General features: G+C 55.7%; 15 protein-coding genes. 9 read left to right on the forward strand and 6 right to left on the reverse strand.

Annotated features, from left to right (window positions below; translation table 11 throughout):
- Positions 1-158: 158 nt before the first annotated feature.
- The 4 genes from pgm to AC1Q6I_RS27975 form a co-directional block, all read right to left on the reverse strand.
- A complete protein-coding gene (pgm, locus tag AC1Q6I_RS27960) occupies positions 159-1,802 on the reverse strand; it encodes a phosphoglucomutase (alpha-D-glucose-1,6-bisphosphate-dependent) (protein WP_024075596.1) in 1,644 nt (547 codons plus the stop codon).
- Between the two features lie 106 nt (positions 1,803-1,908).
- The gene (locus AC1Q6I_RS27965; protein ID WP_102624542.1) at positions 1,909-3,315 is read right to left on the reverse strand and encodes an aminotransferase-like domain-containing protein; all 1,407 of its coding nucleotides are present in this window, start codon (positions 3,313-3,315) and stop codon (positions 1,909-1,911) included.
- A gap of 36 nt (positions 3,316-3,351) precedes the next feature.
- Positions 3,352-4,767 carry a hypothetical protein gene (locus AC1Q6I_RS27970; protein ID WP_102624541.1) on the reverse strand — a complete coding sequence of 472 codons (1,416 nt, stop codon included), beginning with the start codon at positions 4,765-4,767 and terminating at the stop codon, positions 3,352-3,354.
- A gap of 713 nt (positions 4,768-5,480) precedes the next feature.
- Complete coding sequence (locus tag AC1Q6I_RS27975; RefSeq protein ID WP_024075599.1) at positions 5,481-6,494, reverse strand: zinc-dependent alcohol dehydrogenase family protein; 1,014 nt, start codon at positions 6,492-6,494, stop codon at positions 5,481-5,483.
- 266 nt (positions 6,495-6,760) lie between these two features.
- On the opposite strand from AC1Q6I_RS27975, the gene AC1Q6I_RS27980 reads away from it, so the two are divergent.
- The gene (locus AC1Q6I_RS27980) at positions 6,761-7,675 is read left to right on the forward strand and encodes a LysR family transcriptional regulator (protein ID WP_024075600.1); all 915 of its coding nucleotides are present in this window, start codon (positions 6,761-6,763) and stop codon (positions 7,673-7,675) included.
- A 365-nt stretch (positions 7,676-8,040) separates the two neighbouring features.
- Here the strand turns inward: AC1Q6I_RS27980 and AC1Q6I_RS27985 are convergent, their stop codons facing one another.
- Positions 8,041-11,961, reverse strand: a complete 3,921-nt coding sequence (locus tag AC1Q6I_RS27985; RefSeq protein WP_102624540.1) for a YobI family P-loop NTPase — start codon at positions 11,959-11,961, stop codon at positions 8,041-8,043.
- A gap of 407 nt (positions 11,962-12,368) precedes the next feature.
- On the opposite strand from AC1Q6I_RS27985, the gene AC1Q6I_RS27990 reads away from it, so the two are divergent.
- From AC1Q6I_RS27990 to AC1Q6I_RS28025, 8 genes are all read left to right on the forward strand, one after another.
- On the forward strand, positions 12,369-12,614 hold the full coding sequence (locus AC1Q6I_RS27990; RefSeq protein ID WP_102624539.1) for a hypothetical protein: 246 nt from the start codon (positions 12,369-12,371) through the stop codon (positions 12,612-12,614).
- Positions 12,615-13,371: 757 nt separating this feature from the next.
- Positions 13,372-13,740 carry a hypothetical protein gene (locus tag AC1Q6I_RS27995; RefSeq protein ID WP_102624538.1) on the forward strand — a complete coding sequence of 123 codons (369 nt, stop codon included), beginning with the start codon at positions 13,372-13,374 and terminating at the stop codon, positions 13,738-13,740.
- A 445-nt stretch (positions 13,741-14,185) separates the two neighbouring features.
- Positions 14,186-14,947, forward strand: coding sequence for an abortive infection family protein (locus tag AC1Q6I_RS28000; RefSeq protein WP_102624537.1), 762 nt, complete (start codon positions 14,186-14,188; stop codon positions 14,945-14,947).
- A 56-nt stretch (positions 14,948-15,003) separates the two neighbouring features.
- The gene (locus tag AC1Q6I_RS28005) at positions 15,004-15,441 is read left to right on the forward strand and encodes a DUF2026 family protein (RefSeq protein ID WP_256581269.1); all 438 of its coding nucleotides are present in this window, start codon (positions 15,004-15,006) and stop codon (positions 15,439-15,441) included.
- A complete protein-coding gene (locus tag AC1Q6I_RS28010; RefSeq protein ID WP_256581268.1) occupies positions 15,419-15,649 on the forward strand; it encodes a DUF2026 family protein in 231 nt (76 codons plus the stop codon). The genes AC1Q6I_RS28005 and AC1Q6I_RS28010 overlap by 23 nt, the downstream gene beginning before the upstream one ends.
- Before the next feature lie 300 nt (positions 15,650-15,949).
- Complete coding sequence (locus tag AC1Q6I_RS28015) at positions 15,950-16,255, forward strand: DUF5710 domain-containing protein (protein WP_256581267.1); 306 nt, start codon at positions 15,950-15,952, stop codon at positions 16,253-16,255.
- Positions 16,191-16,628 carry a hypothetical protein gene (locus tag AC1Q6I_RS28020; protein WP_207238138.1) on the forward strand — a complete coding sequence of 146 codons (438 nt, stop codon included), beginning with the start codon at positions 16,191-16,193 and terminating at the stop codon, positions 16,626-16,628. Before AC1Q6I_RS28015 ends, AC1Q6I_RS28020 begins: the two co-directional genes overlap by 65 nt.
- Positions 16,629-16,971: 343 nt before the next feature.
- Positions 16,972-17,730 carry a hypothetical protein gene (locus tag AC1Q6I_RS28025; RefSeq protein ID WP_102624536.1) on the forward strand — a complete coding sequence of 253 codons (759 nt, stop codon included), beginning with the start codon at positions 16,972-16,974 and terminating at the stop codon, positions 17,728-17,730.
- Between the two features lie 76 nt (positions 17,731-17,806).
- On the opposite strand, the gene AC1Q6I_RS28030 is transcribed toward AC1Q6I_RS28025, so the two are convergent.
- Positions 17,807-18,733, reverse strand: coding sequence for a ComEC/Rec2 family competence protein (locus tag AC1Q6I_RS28030; RefSeq protein ID WP_404940813.1), 927 nt, complete (start codon positions 18,731-18,733; stop codon positions 17,807-17,809).
- Between the last annotated feature and the right edge of the window lies 1 nt (position 18,734).

Below are 18,734 nucleotides of genomic sequence, written 5' to 3' on the forward strand. Positions count from 1 at the left end.
GCGCCTGTGAGTTTTTCGCGAGCAAGCTCGCTCCTACAAAAAAGCCTTAACTGAACGGCATTAGGGCAAGCCCGCTCACCACAACAAGCCCGCTTGCCACAGTTACAGCGTGCCGCCTTGACTGGCTGGCATTGGGGCTTGTCCCCTCCCACCTGGCGTTATTGAGTAATGGCGCCGTCGACCAGCACCTGCGCCTCTTCCACCAACTGCTTGAGGTGATCTTCGCCAATGAAACTCTCGGCGTAGATCTTGTAGATGTCCTCGGTGCCCGATGGGCGCGCGGCGAACCAGCCGTTTTCGGTCATGACCTTCAAGCCGCCAATCGCCTGGTTGTTGCCGGGTGCATGGCTGAGGATCTGCTGGATGCTTTCCCCCGCCAATTGGGTAGAGGTCACTTGCTGCGGCGACAGTTTGCCCAGCAGGGCTTTCTGCGCCGGCGTGGCCTTGGCGTCGACGCGGATGGCGAAGGGTTCGCCCAGGGCGTCCGTCAGGCCACGGTAGATCTGGCTTGGGTCCTGGCCTTTGCGCGAGGTCATTTCTGCCGCGAGCAACGCTGGGATCAGGCCGTCCTTGTCGGTGCTCCACACCGTGCCGTCCTTGCGCAGGAACGACGCGCCGGCGCTTTCTTCGCCGCCAAAGCCCAGCGAGCCGTCGAACAGGCCGTCGGCAAACCACTTGAAGCCCACCGGCACTTCGTACAGGCGACGGCCGATGCGTGCGGCCACGCGATCAATCAAGCCGCTGCTGACCACGGTCTTACCCACGGCGGCGTCGGCGCGCCAGTCAGGCCGATTCTGGAACAGGTAGTCGATGGACACCGCCAGGTAATTGTTCGGCGCCAACAGCCCACCGGATGGGGTGACGATGCCATGGCGATCGTGGTCCGGGTCACACGCGAAGGCCACGTCGAAACGCTCCTTCAGGCCGATCAGGCCCTGCATGGCGTAGCTGGAGGACGGGTCCATGCGAATCTGGCCGTCCCAGTCGACGCTCATGAAGCGGAACGTGGCATCGACCTCGGTGTTCACCACGTCCAGGTTCAGGCGGTAATGCTCGGCGATGGCCGACCAGTAGCGCACCCCTGCCCCGCCCAACGGATCGACACCCAGACGCAGATCGGCACTGCGAATCGCGTCCATGTCGATCACGTTGATCAGGTCGGCCACATAGCTGTTGAGGTAGTCATGGCGATGGGTGGTGTCGGCCTTGAGCGCCTGGGCGTGGGTGATGCGCTTGACCCCGGCCAGTTTGGCGGCCAGCAGTTCGTTGGCCTTGGCTTCGATCCACTTGGTGACGTGGGTATCGGCCGGTCCACCGTTGGGCGGGTTGTACTTGTAGCCACCACTTTGCGGCGGGTTGTGGGACGGGGTAATGACAATCCCGTCGGCCAGGCCATGGGTGCGGCCCCGGTTGTAGCAGATGATCGCGTGGGAGATCGCCGGGGTTGGCGTGTATTCATCGCCTTCGGCCAGCATCACATGGACGCCATTGGCAGCCAGCACTTCCAGGGCGCTGGCACCCGCGGGCGTCGACAGCGCATGGGTGTCCAGGCCGACAAACAGCGGGCCGTCGATGCCTTGGGCTTCGCGGTACAGGCAAATGGCCTGGCTGATGGCGAGTACATGCCATTCGTTGAAGCTCAGGTCGAACGAGCTGCCACGGTGACCGGAAGTGCCAAAGGCCACGCGCTGGGTGGAGATCGCTGCATCAGGCTGACCGGTGTAATAGGCCGTGACCAGTCGCGGGATATCCACCAGCAACTGGGCTGGCGCCGGCTTGCCCGCAAAAGGACTGATTGTCATGCATAAACCTCAGAGAGATGGATTCGGAAAAAATGACAGTTTACTGAGAGTTGGACTACTGCGCGACGGTATCGATCCTACAAGCCTAAGAGAATTTTTTAACATCCTAGCCGGTCTGTGCCTGCAACAGCGCCTGCGCCAGGGTATCCAGGGCAATGTCCAGGTTGGGCTGCCCATTGAACGTGTGGCTCAGTCGCAGATGCTGGTGATGCAGGCCACTGAGGCTGAACAATTCGCCGGGGGCAATCACGACCTGCTGGGCCACTGCACGCTGGAATACCTGGCGCATGTCCACCGCCGCCACCGACTGCAACCAGAAGCTGGCCCCGGCGACGGGCATTCGATAGGTCACGCGCCCTTCCAGGCGCATATCCAGGCGTTCACTCATGGCCGCGGCCTGTTCCCGCAAGCGTTGGCGCAATGCCTCCAGGTGCTGGTCCAGCCGCCCGCTTTGGTACAGGCGCGCAATCGCATGCTGGCGCATCGACGACAGGCGAAACGCGCGCAACAGGAACTGGCGCTGCAACTCGCTGGCCAGATGACGAGACAGCACATACCCGAAGGGCGCCTCCGGGCCGAGCATTTTCTCGAACGACGAGAACACGATCAGCCGCTCAGGGTTGATCAGGTCACGCATTGCTCTCTGGCGTGGCGCGAAGCACAGCTCACCAAAACAATCATTCTCCAGCAACCAACAGCCAGATTGGTCCAACAGGCTCGCCAGTCGTAGCTGATCATAGGCAGGCAAGGCGTGGCCCGAAGGCATGCTGACCACCGACGACAGCAGCACCAGGTGCACCGATTCGTGGCGCAGCCAGTGCTCGAATAACGCCAGGTCCAGGCTGCCATCGGCCTGCCAGGGCCATTCGACGACCCGTACGCCAGCGGCCTGCAACAAGCGCAGGATCAAGTAATCGCAGGGGGATTCGACCACGACCGTCTTACCCTTCAGGCCCAGCACCTCGATCAGGATCTCCAGTACCCCGCGCAGGTCCGCACCGATATAGACGTCATCCGCCTGCCAGCAGCGCGTCGGCGACGAGGTATAACGGGCCGCCAGCGCCGCGCGCAGCTCCCACACCCCGCACGGTTGCGACCAGGGCTGCAGGTGGCGCGGATGCAGGCGCACCAGTTGGCGCTCGAGCGTCAGCAAGGCGCTATCCAGCGAGCCCAGCAGCGTCGGCTCATCGCCGCTGAGCACGCTCATCCCGGGTCGCCGCGCGGCGGCATATAAGCGCTCGAGCAGGTCGCCTCCCACCGCCATCAGTGGGTTAGCCGTTACGGGCCAGGCGAAATAGCCCGATTTGGCCACCGAGTAGACCCGGCCCTCCTTTTCCAGCAGCGAGTAGGCGTACTGGATCGTCGAGATCGACACATTCAGGCGCGTCGACAATTGCCGCAGGGACGGCAGTTTGGCCGGGGTATCCAGGCTGACTTCGTTGATAAGGTTGATCATGTAGCGGTACACCGCCTGGTAGGCAAAGTCCGCCTGCCGCTCACCACGCAGGGTCATTGCCACGCACCCGGACCAATACGCCAGCGCACGGACTCAACGCCCGGACAACTGAAAGGCTTGCGCCTCGGCATGCGTACCGCGCCGCCCCCGCGCATGCCCGGCCTCCAGAGGCCGCTTGCGGTACAGATGCTGCAACAAGGACAACGGCAAGCCACTGGCGTCAATGACCCACTGCAACAGCATATCGGCGACGGGTTTGCCTTGAAGCGCCTTGTGCAATTCGGGGAGCGCCACCAGCATGCCCGGATGGCATTGGCGCAGGTAACCTTCCAATCGCTCGCCATGGTGAATGAAGGGCGAAAACAGCAGGCAGGTCAATTGGCTCTCATCCAGGCCAAAGAACGCCTGGGCATAGGCCGTTGACAGGGCACGACCGTCCCCCGTCGGCGCTTGCGCGATCAAGTGTTCGGGAATCTGCCGGCTACACATGTAATCCTGCGCCTGCCGGAGAAACGCCTCCACCCCATCCTCATAGGCAAGATCGCGCAGACACTCGGCCTGCAAGCCTCGCAGATGGGCCATCAGCAAAGGGTTCGGGTAAGTGGGATGGCTGAAGTGGACACCGAATGGATCAGGCCTATAGCTCAAAAACTCGGTAAGCAACGGCGCTGTGGCCGGGTTCATGCCATTGAGCAAGTCGGCAATCCCGATATACGCCAGATGGCGGTGCCCGCCCCGACCGGGACTTTCCGGGGGCGTGTATTGGTCGCCGTAGAGGTCCTGGTAACAGCCGTTGCTCCACTCTTCCATACAGGCAAACAGACGGTTGAGCGACGAGGGGCTGCCGGGGGGGGTGGCGACACCCGCCGCCAGCGCATTCTTTTTCAGCCAGGCCAGGTACTGGCCCTGCTTGCGCGGGGAGTCGCCGCTGACCAAGGCATGCACGCCTGCGTTCCAACTGGTGACGCGCGGGTAGAAATCCGCCAGGGCCAGGTAAGTGTCATTGCACAGCGTGGCGCGAACATCCCCGGAGGTCATGTGCCCCACCATCACCCTATTGCGCTGACTTACGGCGGTGCCAGCACTGGAGGGCGGGCGTTGGTGGTTGAAAGGCAGCACTTCCTGATTTTCCACCATCAACAACTCCACCCGGGGGTCGTCATGGAAAAACAACATGCCGTAGCCATGATGCAAGGTATCGAGCGTCGCCTGGGTCATGCCCGTATGCCGCAAGGTGGCAACCCGTAGCTGGAACGTCCCGGGGGCGCGAACGGCGATACTCAGTTGCGCCGCACGCAACAGCGCCAGGGTGTAGCTGCTGACCTCGCCACCCCCATGGGCCACCATGATCTTGTATTGCCCCACTTGCTCCATGCCGCCGGCCGCCACGACGATTCGCTGAATAAGCAATTGAAGTGCTGTACGTTCGGCACGCGTAAAGTGCCCGATTAAACGTTGCAGAACTTGATGATAAACATAGTTCATGGCTTGTTCGTGAATAGAGCTCATCGTTCTACTACCTGAGTTGAAGTATCAGTTTCAAGCAACTATTGAGCATATTTGCTCGACTTATTACATATGTAGACGCGTGGTCCATCGCGCGGTATGACGTTGGATAAACTTTAGCACGCTGCAACAAAGTCCCAGGGCTTGCCAATTACGCACCCGTCGCGCCCTTCTTCCCTGAAACCCTTGTACCAAGGCCCTGATTAGGCCCTAGGAACGCTCTGACAGCGTCCTACACTGGCTTATCCGGAAAACTAAAGAAGTTTCCGACAACTATAATTTATCCGACTAAATGAATTGTTCTTGAAAGAGCGGGGATCGCCTGCCGGGACACCCACGATCTTCCTCATCGGTAACCGTCGAGAAGTTCCAGTTTCATACATTTGAAGCGCAAATGTCAGATATTCAATCATTGCTCAATCCTTGAGATGACAGTGAAGACACAATTATCAGTGCTGGAATAATGATTAACAGATACAGAACAGGACGAGAAATCCGTTCAGATGGTAAATGGGTACGGCGAAGCTGACGCAAACGTAAAGATGCCGCACTGGGATTCAGGGCGGCATTGGGGAGAAAGGTCGGGTTTTGCGGGACGATGTGCCTGAACGATGGCTCAACCCTCGCGCGGGTTAAGCCCTGACAAATGGCACATTTGCCTCATTCATCCAGACGACCGAGCATTCATTTGCGAATACTCCTACAGCTCAAACAGCTTAAACCTGCAATGCAACACGCTCTCGGCACGGGCATTCGTCCATATAGCGGTGCGCTTCGACGAACTGGTTGAACGGAAACACCGTGGTTTTGAGGGGCACCAGCACACGGTCGGCGGTCAACTGGTTGATATCACGCAACGCTCGTTGCAGCGCAACCTGGTCCTGGATGATGCCCAGCTCCGGTTTACCCGTGAAGTTGCCGATGCAATGTACAAAGAACTGAATGTTCTTCTGGAACGCGGCACACGCCGGGAAGGGTGTCTGGTTGCCACCTTGCAAGCCGTACAGCACCAGGCTGCCACGCGGAGCCAGTACATCGCCGAGCAGCGACATTTGTGGGCCACCCAAGCCATCGAACACAACGTCGACACCGCGGTTGTCGGTGATCTTGTTGACCTGCATGAGCAGGTCCTGTTCTTCGGTGACGATGACCTTTTCGGCGCCGAGGGACAGCAGGTACTCGCGCTCAGCGCTGTCCTTGGTCGCGGCAATCACCCGAACACCCAAGGCTTTGCCCAGTTGCACGAAGGACGGACCGGCACAGTGGCTGGCGTCAGTCACCAGTGCAAACTGGCCGGGTTTGACCCGCGCCAGGTCGACATAGGCAAAGTAGGCAATCAACAGCGGCGTGTAGTGCACGCTGGCTTCGATCGGGCTCAAGACATCCGGATAACGGGTCAGGGCGGTGCGTGGCAAGACGATCTGTTCGCCATACACCGGATAATCATTGGGGCTCTCGGCCGGAAAACTGGCCACCTTATCGCCCACGGCCAAATCATCCACGCCGTCACCAAGCGCCACCACAACACCCGCCATTTCATGGCCAAGGCCAGACGGCAGGCGTGCATGGGAGGACGCCAGGTTCTGGCGCCACAAAATGTCATACCAACTGATGCCAATCGCCTCGACACGCACCTGCACTTCGCCCGGTGCAGGCTGCGCGGCTGCATGCTCTTCGCATTTGAGCACCTCGGCCGGACCAAACTTGTGAAAACGGATCGTGCGGGACATCGCAAACCTCGTCAAAGTAACCTCTATTGCCACGAACTCTATCTGGGCTTTCCGGGTAAGACCACCGGTCGCCGTTAATAGTCGACATGTCTGCCATTGATTCCGCATCTGAGGAATAACCCTCAAGTATCGTAGGAAAACTCAATTAGCCGGTGCAGAGTACCAGCCTTTCCCCGTAAGATTCATGCCGGTCATGCTTCCAAATAGAACCCAAGGGCTCTATATGGCCGCTCTCGTCAAGTTTGCTGACTCTTCCAGGACACAAGATGAACCGTAACGACCTGCGTCGTGTCGACCTGAACCTCTTGATCGTATTCGAAACCTTGATGCACGAGCGCAGTGTGACCCGCGCGGCCGAGAAATTGTTCCTGGGCCAACCGGCCATCAGCGCAGCATTATCGCGCCTGCGCGGCCTGTTCGACGACCCGCTGTTCGTGCGTACCGGGCGCAGCATGGAGCCATCGGCCCGCGCCGTGGAAATCTTCGCCCTGCTCTCCCCGGCCCTGGACTCTATTTCCACCGCCGTCAGCCGCGCCGCCGAGTTCGACCCGGCCACCAGCACCGCCGTGTTCCGCATCGGCCTGTCCGACGACGTCGAGTTCGCCCTGCTTCCGCAATTGCTCAAGCGCCTGCGTGCCGAAGCCCCTGGCATCGTGCTGGTGGTACGCCGCGTCAACTACATCCTGATGCCAGGCCTGCTGGCTTCCGGAGAAATCTCCATCGGCGTCAGCTACACCGCCGACTTGCCGGCCAACGCCAAGCGCAAGGTGCTGCGCCGCAGCCTGCCTAAACTACTGCGCGCTGACAGCGTACCCGGCGCCCTCAGCCTGGACGACTTCTGCGCCCGCCCCCATGCGCTGGTGTCGTTTGCCGGCGACTTGAGCGGGTTTATCGATGAAGAACTGGAGAAGCTCGATCGCAAACGCCATGTGGTGCTGGCCGTACCGCAGTTCAATGGCTTGGGTACGTTGCTGGCGGGGACCGATATTGTCGCCATCGTGCCGGACTACGCCGCCGAAGCACTGACCGCCGCGGGCGGCTTGCGGGCTGAGGAACCGCCGTTGCCGGTGCGCTCGTTTGAGTTGCATATGGCCTGGCGGGGATCGCAGGACAATGATCCGGGGGAGCGGTGGTTGCGGTCGAGGATTCAGATGTTTTTTGGCGACCCTGAGAGTCTTTAGGCGTCGCCGGGCAGGCTGTTTGGCTGATCATTTCTGGCCTTTCATAGACCACGGAGATCCATTCACTTCCAGACGATTGCTACATTGGGGGCACATCTAGGGGCATTCTTTGGATAGTTCGAAAAGGATGCCCCCAGGCTGAAGTCCAACAGCCACTTCTCGAAAAAGTCATACGCTGCTGCTCCCAAACCGCCGTCGAGCGCTATCAGATCACCTCAATTTGAATCGGCCCGAGTTTTCTAGACTCCCTTAAAGCCTCACGCGGCGCGGCGCGCCCACTCCGACGCCGTGATTGATGCCTGTATAGGCAACCCTCTCAGCGCCATTCAAGAAGCACGCTGATGTAACCGAGCTAACAAAGCTGTCTATTCGGCGCTTGCCGTGTCCTTCATTTCACTCGGTCGGGTGTTCGCTGTGAGAACGTCGTCCTTCGCCGTCACGCTGCCAACAAAACCTCGTGCTTGCAATGCCTCCAGCAATCGTAGATTGGCTGCACTGGATGCCACCTCAATCTTTCTCACATTGGGCGCTAACCGGTCGAAACCTTCCGCTAGCAGCCCAAGCAGGGCTGTCACCTCTACCCACGTGCTGGACGCTAAACATTGGACGAGCATTTCCTGTCGCTGTTCTGACGACAGTCCATCCTCAGCCATGAGCTTTCTAAGTATGGGGGCAAACGAGGCGGGGAAACGCGACGTACCAGCGTTGAGCCAACTGCAGAGCCGGGCAATTTCCATAGTGGCTACGCTGGAGGTATCAAACGTTTCGTGCGGTACAGCAGTCCACAGGTTGATTTTGTCATCTAGTGTTGGCACGCTGCTTTGGCTGAGCGTGAGCACCATTTCGGTGGGCAGTTGGGTAAAGTCGATATGCTCTCGTGCCTGACTCCAGTGCGCAAGGAGATAAGGAACCTCCAAGTTGAGGTCGTATGTGCGGATACAGTCTCGGATCTCAGGAGTGAATGCCAAGAAATCCGCGCTCGCCAGCATCGTCCAGCGTTCTGCTGGCAATCTGCCTAAGGAACCACTTAGGATCACCGGATTATTCAGGTTCAGCCCAGCGAATAGCTCGACAACGGTTTCGTTGTCGACTGCTGGTGTGCTCAGTAGATAACTCTGCAAATCTATATGTCGGGCCTGATTGCTTACCCATAAATGTTGGTTCAGCAATTTTGTATGGTGCTTGATGAAATCCGCGAAGGCCTCCATGTCTGCCGGCTCGCAACCTTTACCAGCAAGGGCTGGCAGCAAGACGGTGTTGAAGAAAGACCAGACGGCGTCAACGCGCATCGAAACGCGATCAGTTGATAGCACAATCGCCCACAGTTTTTGAGGTAAGTCCTCCAAGCGCTCAACCTCACAGGTCGTGCGTGCAAACAGCAGGTGCATGCTGGTGGTTTCCGCTGCAACGTCGAGCACTTTCAGTAACGTTGATAGTGGCTCGGCTGATTCCTCCAATTCTCCCGTTTGACTCAAAAGCACACTTACCAGCGCGTCAGGCGATTCAAGCAACTGCTCATCAAGGCCCTTGATATTCAGCGCGTTAAGGCGACTGTAAGTGACGTTCTCGCTGCCGTGAGCGGATTTGCTTTGTAGGTCATCGGCAGTTTTAGGGTCACCCTTCTGACAAATCAGGGTAAGCATGTGCAGGTTAAAATCGATACAGCCCCATTCGATCAGTTGCGCAAGATCATCCAGAGGCGTGTTTTCGCCCAAGTGACTGAACTGAACAGGCAAGGTCTTCAACCAGCTCCACCCACCCTCGCCCACTTTGAGTTGCGGCATCAAGCGTGAGTTATCTTCAAGCGCCTCAATGGCGCTGCGAACTTCAGTGCTCGGATGACTATCGAGTGCTTGCATCTGGTCGGCCGTCAACCCGTCCAGGATGGCGCCAATAAGCAACTGCTTCAGGATCGCCGTCTCGAAACGAGGTGCCTCCGTCAGTAGTGCACGGAACAAACTGGGTTCAAATTCAAATACGGAGCGAACAAAACGATGAGAACTCGGCCCCGATATCAATAACTCGGCCGCCTCCGCCATCCTGCCTAGATGATCTTTCAATCCGCTCCTGAAAATGGTCATAAGCAATTCGCGCGCGTGGCTCCAATCGGGCGCGGAGTAGGCATCACTCACTAGGTAATCGATCAGCGTTGCGATGATGCCCCTTCCATCGCCAAGGTCGTCGACATCCAGTTTTTCCACCACCGTTTTGGGCGCGCTAATGACTGTCGTCACGTCCGGAATCGCGCCACCTCTGAGGCCTAGCAGCAGGTTCTTATCTTCCGCGGTGAGCGAGCCGGGGTAAAAATAGCCAAAATAGTCTGGGTAATCGGTATCAAGGTAGCCGTGGCGCATCAGGTAGATGACAATTTCCAGTCCTGCTAGATTTTTAAGGATTACTTCGCCATAGCCTTTTTTGGCCGCGCCACGAAAGGTCAGGCGATTGATCAGACTGGCCTGTAAACGCTGCTCAGATATCTTTGTATCAATGCTGCCCATCGTTTGCCGAAGCAGGTCATAACGCTTTTGGTAGGTAGTCGAAGCGAGCAGTTCCAGTGGAGTATCAGGCACCGGTGTCGTGTTGAGTGTCTGGCCATATCGGTCAAGCGTTATCATCGCTAACTTAGCGCTTTGAGAAAAAATGGTGTCAAAGATGTCGTCGCGAACAAACTCGCGCAATGAGTAGTGGCCCACATCTCGAATGCGCACATGAGAAGCAAATTCAGCACCGGATTTCTCCAATAGCGCCAACCAAACGTACGTCCGTAGTTCGGCTGTACTGCTAGCGATTTCCTGCACCTTCCGCTCGCGCTCCTCGCGCAGCGCCTGATAAACACTCTCAGCGTCTTTGTGCAGCTGGCTCCGCCATTCACGGAAGCCATGAAGCGTCTCGTAAATAGGCCCTCGGCGCTTTACCAGCTCGGCATATTCGTTCGGGTGCAAGTTGCGAATCGCGATAATCGCAAAGAGCTTATTGGGGTCCAGCTTCAAGCCTGAACCCGCTCTCAGGATGCTGGAGAACATGTCAAATTCGTTGACGATATTTTTGATCAAACGCATGTCATCAATAAAATAAGACACGGTTTCAAGCAGATGAGGGTCAAGCCCGGTGTCTAACGGCACCCCGTTGAGTTTCCTCAGGCCCAGCAACTCGATCATCTTCTCGCGGGAGTTTTCCGAGTTAACCACTGGGATGATCGGAATAATCAAATCAAAAAACTTGGTCTTCTCCCCGACTGCAAACAGCTCATCACGTAGCGCATACACAAAATACACGCGACGCCGAATCTGCGGAGACTGCTTAATGATGAAATTGATCTCACGCAAGCGCGTGAACACGTCTTGAATGCCGAAGCGATCCAGGTCTTCGATCACCACGACATTGATATTGCTGCGTTCAAAACAGTAAATAATCTCGTCGACATTTTTGTGCAGCACCGAACCGTGGTGCGTCGTTTCCAACTTACCGCCCTTGATGGTGAGGCCGTCAATGCTGAACGAGGACAGCAACCTTAGCCCCAAGAACACCAGGTACACGCCGCCCACACCGAGCGCGGCGACCGCCATCCAATCCGGAAGTAGCAACAGCCAGCCGCGTAACCACTCAGGGATGATGATCAGTGGTTTCTCTGCCACGGGCGCATATAGCCTTAGGGCGCATACCATCAGTAAAACGAAGAACGCGGTGTAACCCCAGAGCGCAGACAATGAAGCTTGAACGATGCGTTTCAAGCGGGTTTTGGGCAGTTGCTTTGACGGCACGGCATACAGCAACTGCTGAACGATAGCTTCCTCAATTCGCGTTGAAAGATCGGCGTCGTTTGCAGGTGCTGAGGTTGGTTTTTCTGGCGGCCGAGCAGTGGGCTGGCCATTAGCTGCGGGCACCGAGGGGTCTTGGTTGTCACCAGTCTGGTCGCGCTCCTTGCCAAAGGCGGCTAATGAAATAAACGCAAAGTTGAATTCCGGATGCCGATCCACAAACGTACGGATCACGCTGCTTTTGCCAGCGCCATACTCACCGGTGATTGCAATATTACGCACCTGGTCATTGGCTAGCGCACTCATCAGCTCACGCTCATAGCGTTGCGACGAAGGCAGGTCTAACAGAACAGGCGTCAGCGGCTCGAAGACCGTGGTGCCATTCGCAACCCTCAAAAAATCCTGCGCTGCCTGCAGCGCCTTACGCAACGCCGTGGTGTATCGCCGGTACTGTCCAATGCCCTGGCAAATAATTGCAGTGCCACGGTTATGAATTGAATGGAAAAATACCACTACAGGCCTGAGCATCCGTGTCTCCTATCTGACGATAAATCTGCCGAGGATACCCCCGCCAAAAGCCCTGATCTGGAATACACAGCCGATAACGGCTGGCCTGCTTTCAGGATCCCAAATGATAGCGCACCGCCATCTCTCTAAGCGATGTGTCTAACCAGACAGGTAAGAAAATAGCTTCCCACTAGAAGACAACGGCGTGCGCGCCACGGCAGAGACGACTGACTTTTCCAGAGAGCTGCCGCTACTCATCAATCCTTGCGAGGATGATCCTGCTACGTACTTGATGCATAGCCTGGATCCACGGCACCCCCACGGGCCTGATCGTAGCCACAGGCAATGCACAACAGCTAGCACGCGCCAATGCTTCGATTCACATCTATGGTCTGAACCGTCTGAAACTGTTCCAGGATCGCAACCGTTTGCTAAGGAAACTGCAATTCCTCGGTGATTTGATCACGGAATTGGCTGAGTCGATTACTGCGCTGGAAGAGCCCGCAACACAGCGCCTATTGATGGGCACACCTGCAGCTGGTGTGGCCACGCGCCTTCGCCTTCTCCAAGATCGCTTGCTCTCCGAACTGAAGGATACCACCGCGCCGGAAGCCCCATATGCTTCGATGGCCGGTGCCTGGCTTGAAAAGTTTATGGAAGCACTTCGCATTTAAGGTACATCTATACTGGAATATAAACTTTTCTTCGTTATTTCACAGCACTGGCGCGGAGCAAACCCATGCTAGCGAGTCAGCTCACTAAAATCTTGGCTTGATGGTGGCCGACGAGGTATCCAAGGTGCCATAGACCGACTTCGTATTCAGAGAGATATCCAATCTGGAATCATTTGCTGACTTAAGAAAGACAAAGAGACGTCCCTAGGCCAATTGCGTTGCCAGCTGCAAAAAGCCAAGCTGCCAATCTACGACCACCTAGACTGACAGCTAGCAACCGCCTTGTCTTGTGCTCCATCACATCTAGTCCCACGACATCCCGGCTAACCGCGCCAACTTTAGTACCGTCAAATTAGTCGATGTCTCATACTCAGCAAGCATTACTATCTGGGCACTCAAGTTAATGAGGAGCGCTCGCCCAGACACGTACTCGGCCATAGGAATAACCTTGACCTAGCGCTCTGAGGCCTGCTTGAACGTGTTTGTGCGGAGCTTGCCGAATTCAAAACGACTGGAGGTTCTGGGGAGCGAATTAAAGCATGCTTTCTGGCTACGAGGAGTGTCAATTGGGCACGCACAAACCGTGAGATCTGACGAAGTACGAGACGCCGTTTCCTAAATCACCACAAAGGAGTCATCACTCCTTCATCAGCCTAGCAGCGCTTCAAAAAAACCTTCCATTTACCCAATCTTCCAAGCTAGCCTAGTGCCTGCTGGCACTTTGCCAAACCACGATGCAGAACATGGAGCTTTTGTAATGGACTTGAAAGTTATGTCAGTGGGAGGGCAAGGAGATCAAAAAAGTGAATATGTTGCACTCCAAGCAACAAAAGACTGCAACCTGAACAACTACATGATCTTTGACGAAACCTACAAAGATGATGGTAGCGCTAGCAATAAGCACCGCCACATTTTCATCTTTCCCGATTGGACAATAAAAAAAGGTGAGTTTATATTTCTTTTTACTCGCCCCGGGTCAAATAATAGAGGCGTAACACAGCAGAAAAACCCTGCCAGCTACTTTTACTGGGGGCTGAAATCGTCCGTTTGGAATGAGGAGGGAGACAAAGTTCATATCGTTAAAACCGAAAGCAAAGCTACTTTTAAGGTTCCTAGTATCGCTTAGCTTTTTTTAAAATCAAGAAAAGCCTCAAAACACTGAGGCTTTTCTAAATGCGCGGTCTGATAGCAAATCTTTCCGCATTGCTGTAGCTGCAATAAAGGTTTGAAATGCAGAAGCCGGACTAGCGAGGACGAACTCGGGATGATACGCAAACCGTGCGCGCCATGGCCAACTGCCGTGCACCCAGCGATGCATTTGCATTCTCCTCCAGCTTCGCACGCGACTCTCGAATCGATAGTCACGTTGTACTCTGCTGGATACCCTACCCACCTTGGGGTTCATCGTTCGGGAAATGTATTCGCTACCCAGCGCGTTGGTGACTGTTGCAAATCTACGAGACAAGGTCGTCATCAAGGCTGGAACGGGTGGAGAAATCAAGTCGTTACCAATCGCAGACTTTCGGTCAGTGGCCCCACAGCACTGCGGACACAGCGAAAAGGATTTTCGTATGAATGAGTATTTGCTCCATGACCCCTCTTGGAATGGCACCCTGATCGTCGCCGTACAACGAGCGATCACCGAGACGTTCTCCAAATCCGATTGGAATGAGGTTGGGCACCTCACAGGCCTGCACGCCTACATCACCGGCCACAAGCGGCTTTTGCGGAGCCTCGACTGGGGAGACCCGGATTACAGTGACTGCGTGTTTGAAGTGATCACCCGTTTGCAGCATCACAACGGCCAGGCACTGGCGCTACTGATTGAGCATCCGAAGGTACTACCCCTTTTAGAAGTATCCGTGCCGAACCATCTCCATCAATTAGGAATCAGCGTCGGTCACGTCCGAGCAGTTGCGCCCTCGTTAAGCGCTTCTGAGGTTGTACGGCGGGCGCTTACGGACGCTGATCAACTCATCGAGACGAATGGTGCACAGAGCGCCGTGGATCGCCTCCATACCGCAATGCACGGCTACCTAAAGGCCGAATGTGCAGCGGCCAGCATTGCAATTCCCCCCGATGCAACCCTGACCCAAGCTTTCAAAGCACTCCGCACCAATCACCCGGCATTGGCTGATTTGGGTGCCCATACAACAGATGTTGCCAAAGTACTTCAGTCATTCGCCTCTGTTCTGGATGCACTGAACACCGTCCGCAACCACGGAAGCGTCGCTCATCCAAACGAACACCTCATCGAGGCGCCAGAAGCCTTCCTGTTCGTCAATGCGGTCAGAACGCTTTTTCATTACCTGAACAACAAGCTTGGGCACTGACTCTGTGCACCGGTGGAAGCCGGAGGACCGGGCCACCCTCATTGAAAAGGACAACCATGAGCAAGAAATCGCCTGAGCTAATACCGCTCCTCGACTATTTGCGGATTCATCGTGTCATCCGCAGCGTGCTGGACTCGTGTCAGGCAGACACTGCTCACGCCTGCTGGTACTTCAGCATGGCGGGCGCTGCAATTCTCCGTCAGCACTATAGGAGGGAGGCTCACCCCCTCGCGGGCGCAATGTGTCTGATGACGGATGTCGAAGACTCGAAGGTCATGTGCTTCGCAACAATTGAAAATGGCGAAGCCCATAGCAGCTCCAGCGCCTTCCACGCGATGGTTGCGTGCGACGGTTATCTAATCGACTTTATGAGCCCGATTTTTCCTGAGACGGCTAAATCTTCCCACCACGCATTCCCCCCCACCAGCCAAGTCCTTTCAGCGAAAATTCGACACCATGAATCCATCCCCTATGGAACTCGAACAGGCTGGTGATTTTTTCTTCGATCCGAATCCAGTGCTGACCGACAAACTTGTGCGGAAAGTCCTAGAAAGCCGATTTCTCAGTGACGTGATAAATGGATGCTGTGACTGGTACAGGCGGCCCCCGAAAACAGTCCCTCCGACCATCACGGTGGGTGATGAAAAAGGCCACATGACCACCGTGAAGCTCAAGGATGTGTCAGTATTCGGTTCTTGGTAAGCGAAACAGGGTTGGGCTATTCACAAGGTGGTTGCCCCTGAGAGGAGCCCCACTCCTCCCACACCGCCCTGGCGACTTTCCGCGTAGCGGGCTACGTGTACAGCCTGATTGAAGACCCAACCATTGAGCGCGGTTATGGACCAGCCTCTGACCAAGACAGACCAGCAGGCTATTGCAGCACATCCCTCCATCAGTCTGCTTTGTCGCTCGTTTTCTAGAATTCTGGGGTCCCCAACAAGGACAGAAGCCTCTAGCATGGGATCCAGCGCTTACTGATGACCAATACGTACGGATACAGAAATGGCAAGGATTGATCTGAAAGTCCCCTTCGCAGAGAAAGAAGAAGCAAAATCACTCGGTGCCAAATGGGACCCGAGCCTGAAGACTTGGTACATCCCCGAGGGTGTCGACATCGGCCCCTTGGCTCAATGGCTACCGGTAACAGAGCACGCGGACCTGGAGCATGGACCAGAATTTTGCGTGAGAGCGCCTTACTACTACGTCATGGACGTCGGTGTCCGACTGCTGGGGCTGCTCCAATTTGACTCGCGTGTTCTCATTCAAGCTGCCCGAGCAACACGAAGAATTCGAATACTACGAGGATGAGGACGAAGATTTCGCGCTCACAAGCAACCTCGGCGAATGGACGTGCCATGGGTATCGCGGAACGGTCTCCAACGTCGACAGCCTCTCCCCCTTGGTCACGAAGCAGATCCATCACTTCACCAACAAGTTCAAGCAGGCCTACAGCAAAACGGCAGGCAGCCGTTACCTGATGAATCACTGCGAAAACTGCGGAGCAAAGCTCGGCGATTTCTTCATGCACAGCGAACCTGGTGGAGCTTTCTTCCCGACCTCACCACAAGAAGCTAAGCGGATGACTCTCATCAGAATCAACGAGCGGTTCGACGCCAACTGCAGCGTCGGCTTTGCATCCGAAGATTTTTTCGACTGGATGCAGATTCGCGAGCAATCCTAATTACCCTATCCGATCCCGGACTGCCCAAGGACCTCACGCGCCTCAGGCCCACCTGCGGTATTGAATAAAATCAGTAGAAGGCGCTGCATCAATGGCAAGGATGATTCCTGACCACAGACCTTGCGACACTAACAGCAAGGGTGAACGACATCTCTACACCAGCTTCAAGACGGAGCTACCGGACGATTACGTTGTCATCTATCTGTGAGTGAACCTCCAGCCAGCCCCCCTTCATCACAGAAGCCTCAGAGCCGCCTGCAGTCCGGCGAAGTATGAGATGCTTGGGCAGTAGAGGCAGTGGTAGTTTTTGCATGAACTAAAAAAACTTGGAAGCAATATAAAAATGGAAATACCAGATACGCTTGCCGCTAATTATGTGGAGATCGATATCGAGATAGTCGATGGTGGCAAGAAGCACACCATTTATCGGAACGGAGAGCACTGCAAGGTTGCGAGGCTTGAGAGTGATCCGGCTGAAAGAGTTGCCAGTTTTCAAGCACTGCTGACTGACATTTACAAGATGCGCACTTATCTTTCGCTCGCATGTGAAATCGCCACACAGAAGCTCGAAAGCAACTTACCGCTGAACAAATTCGACCCAGGCAACAGGGATCAGGTCATTTGCAGCAGCCTGTACCTTTCGGCAGTATCGCTGTATGGGAAATGCTTCACCGATTCGAAAGGACGTAAAGCGAAGCTCGAGGAGTCCAGCCTCAATAAAAAGCTGTCTGAAAAGCAGGTCAAAACTCATGCCAGGCTGAAGCATCTACGGCACAACTGGATTGCCCACGGTGGAGCCAGCGATCACGAATCCATGGTATCAGTCTTAGCCTTCTCCTCTGATGGCCGAGCCCTTCCGATTTACCTGGCTCAAGGCACGGCAATCAAGCCTGTTGAGGAAATGCAGGACATCTTGGATCTTTGTGATCCCATGATAGAACTGGTGGAAGAGCTGAAGGCCAAGAACGAGGTTAACGTCTTCAAAAACAAAGATATACCCGAATTCCTATACGAGCTCCGTGAGCGTGCGGACGACTACGTGATTGTACCGGACTTCGTGCCAGCCGAGCCTGCGCCTCAGAAAGATGACTCTGCAACCTGATTTATTTACAGGGATGAGAGATTTCTATCTCATCCCTCTCCGGCCACACGCAAGTTGGTGTTCGCTCCCGCAATTCTTAGAGCAAAACGTCCACAAATTGCTCTCCTTCCTGCGGATACCGCGTTTGGAAATCTGGCCAATTGGCTGGTCTGACCTTCCAGTTCCCAGGCCAATCCTGGGAGTAGTTGAAAAAAATCTCAGGATTGTCATAACGTGCGACCAAACGCTCTATCAACGCATGATCGGGGTGCTTGTGAATTTCTCCGCTGGTGCTGATCAGAAACCTTTTGCACCCGAGCCCATCTAACAGTGACTTGTTCGTGTTGCCTTTGCTGCCATGGTGCGAGACCTTCAACAAGTCGATGGGCTCTTTGCCTGGCAAAGATATCGCAAGTCCCCGCTTGATCACATCGGCGAATGCGTCTGCGGCGAGGAGCACACGCTTGCTGTCGAAAGTGAGAAGTAATGCAATGCTGCTTCTGTTGGGTATCGACGTATCGGACACAAAATCAGAGCCTCCGTTGAGATTGAATCGCTTCGGGGGCCACTCATCACGCGGTCCCAATAAGTCGTTAGGGGCTGACTCAGAATCCACTGGAGGTGATGTAGGATCGGTCCAATGTCTCCCCAACGCGGTCAATCCATCTTGATCCGGCGACAGCACGCTTACCTCAAGCCCTCCAGGCAAGGAGACGGCATTGGAAGATTGAAGAATAGCCGCACCGTTCTGGCCATTTTTCTGATTCCGAAAACTTGTATTCCATGAAAGCCCATAGCGGCGGATCAACTGGGTTAGCGTATCGCCCTCGCGGGGTCCAAGAAGGTCCGAAGGACTTAGATGGTGATAGCCGTTGAACCACACCTCGCCAATTTCCAGCCAATCAGGGATGTGCTCTAGTAACTCAATTACGCCCTGGATGTGATCACGATCATAATGAGTGACGACCAACGCTTCGAGCCGAAGCCGCTCTCCAACGAGTGCAGACTTCAGCAGCGGCCTCAGA

Source organism: Pseudomonas sp. MPR-R2A5 (genome assembly GCF_058793055.1).

Coding starts and splice junctions, on each gene's coding strand:
- pgm (WP_024075596.1), bottom strand. CDS start 1,802: ATGACAATCAGTCCTTTTGCGGGCAAGCCGGCGCCAGCCCAGTTGCTG.
- AC1Q6I_RS27965 (WP_102624542.1), bottom strand. CDS start 3,315: ATGACCCTGCGTGGTGAGCGGCAGGCGGACTTTGCCTACCAGGCGGTG.
- AC1Q6I_RS27970 (WP_102624541.1), bottom strand. CDS start 4,767: ATGAGCTCTATTCACGAACAAGCCATGAACTATGTTTATCATCAAGTT.
- AC1Q6I_RS27975 (WP_024075599.1), bottom strand. CDS start 6,494: ATGTCCCGCACGATCCGTTTTCACAAGTTTGGTCCGGCCGAGGTGCTC.
- AC1Q6I_RS27980 (WP_024075600.1), top strand. CDS start 6,761: ATGAACCGTAACGACCTGCGTCGTGTCGACCTGAACCTCTTGATCGTA.
- AC1Q6I_RS27985 (WP_102624540.1), bottom strand. CDS start 11,961: ATGCTCAGGCCTGTAGTGGTATTTTTCCATTCAATTCATAACCGTGGC.
- AC1Q6I_RS27995 (WP_102624538.1), top strand. CDS start 13,372: ATGGACTTGAAAGTTATGTCAGTGGGAGGGCAAGGAGATCAAAAAAGT.
- AC1Q6I_RS28000 (WP_102624537.1), top strand. CDS start 14,186: ATGAATGAGTATTTGCTCCATGACCCCTCTTGGAATGGCACCCTGATC.
- AC1Q6I_RS28005 (WP_256581269.1), top strand. CDS start 15,004: ATGAGCAAGAAATCGCCTGAGCTAATACCGCTCCTCGACTATTTGCGG.
- AC1Q6I_RS28010 (WP_256581268.1), top strand. CDS start 15,419: ATGGAACTCGAACAGGCTGGTGATTTTTTCTTCGATCCGAATCCAGTG.
- AC1Q6I_RS28015 (WP_256581267.1), top strand. CDS start 15,950: ATGGCAAGGATTGATCTGAAAGTCCCCTTCGCAGAGAAAGAAGAAGCA.
- AC1Q6I_RS28025 (WP_102624536.1), top strand. CDS start 16,972: ATGGAAATACCAGATACGCTTGCCGCTAATTATGTGGAGATCGATATC.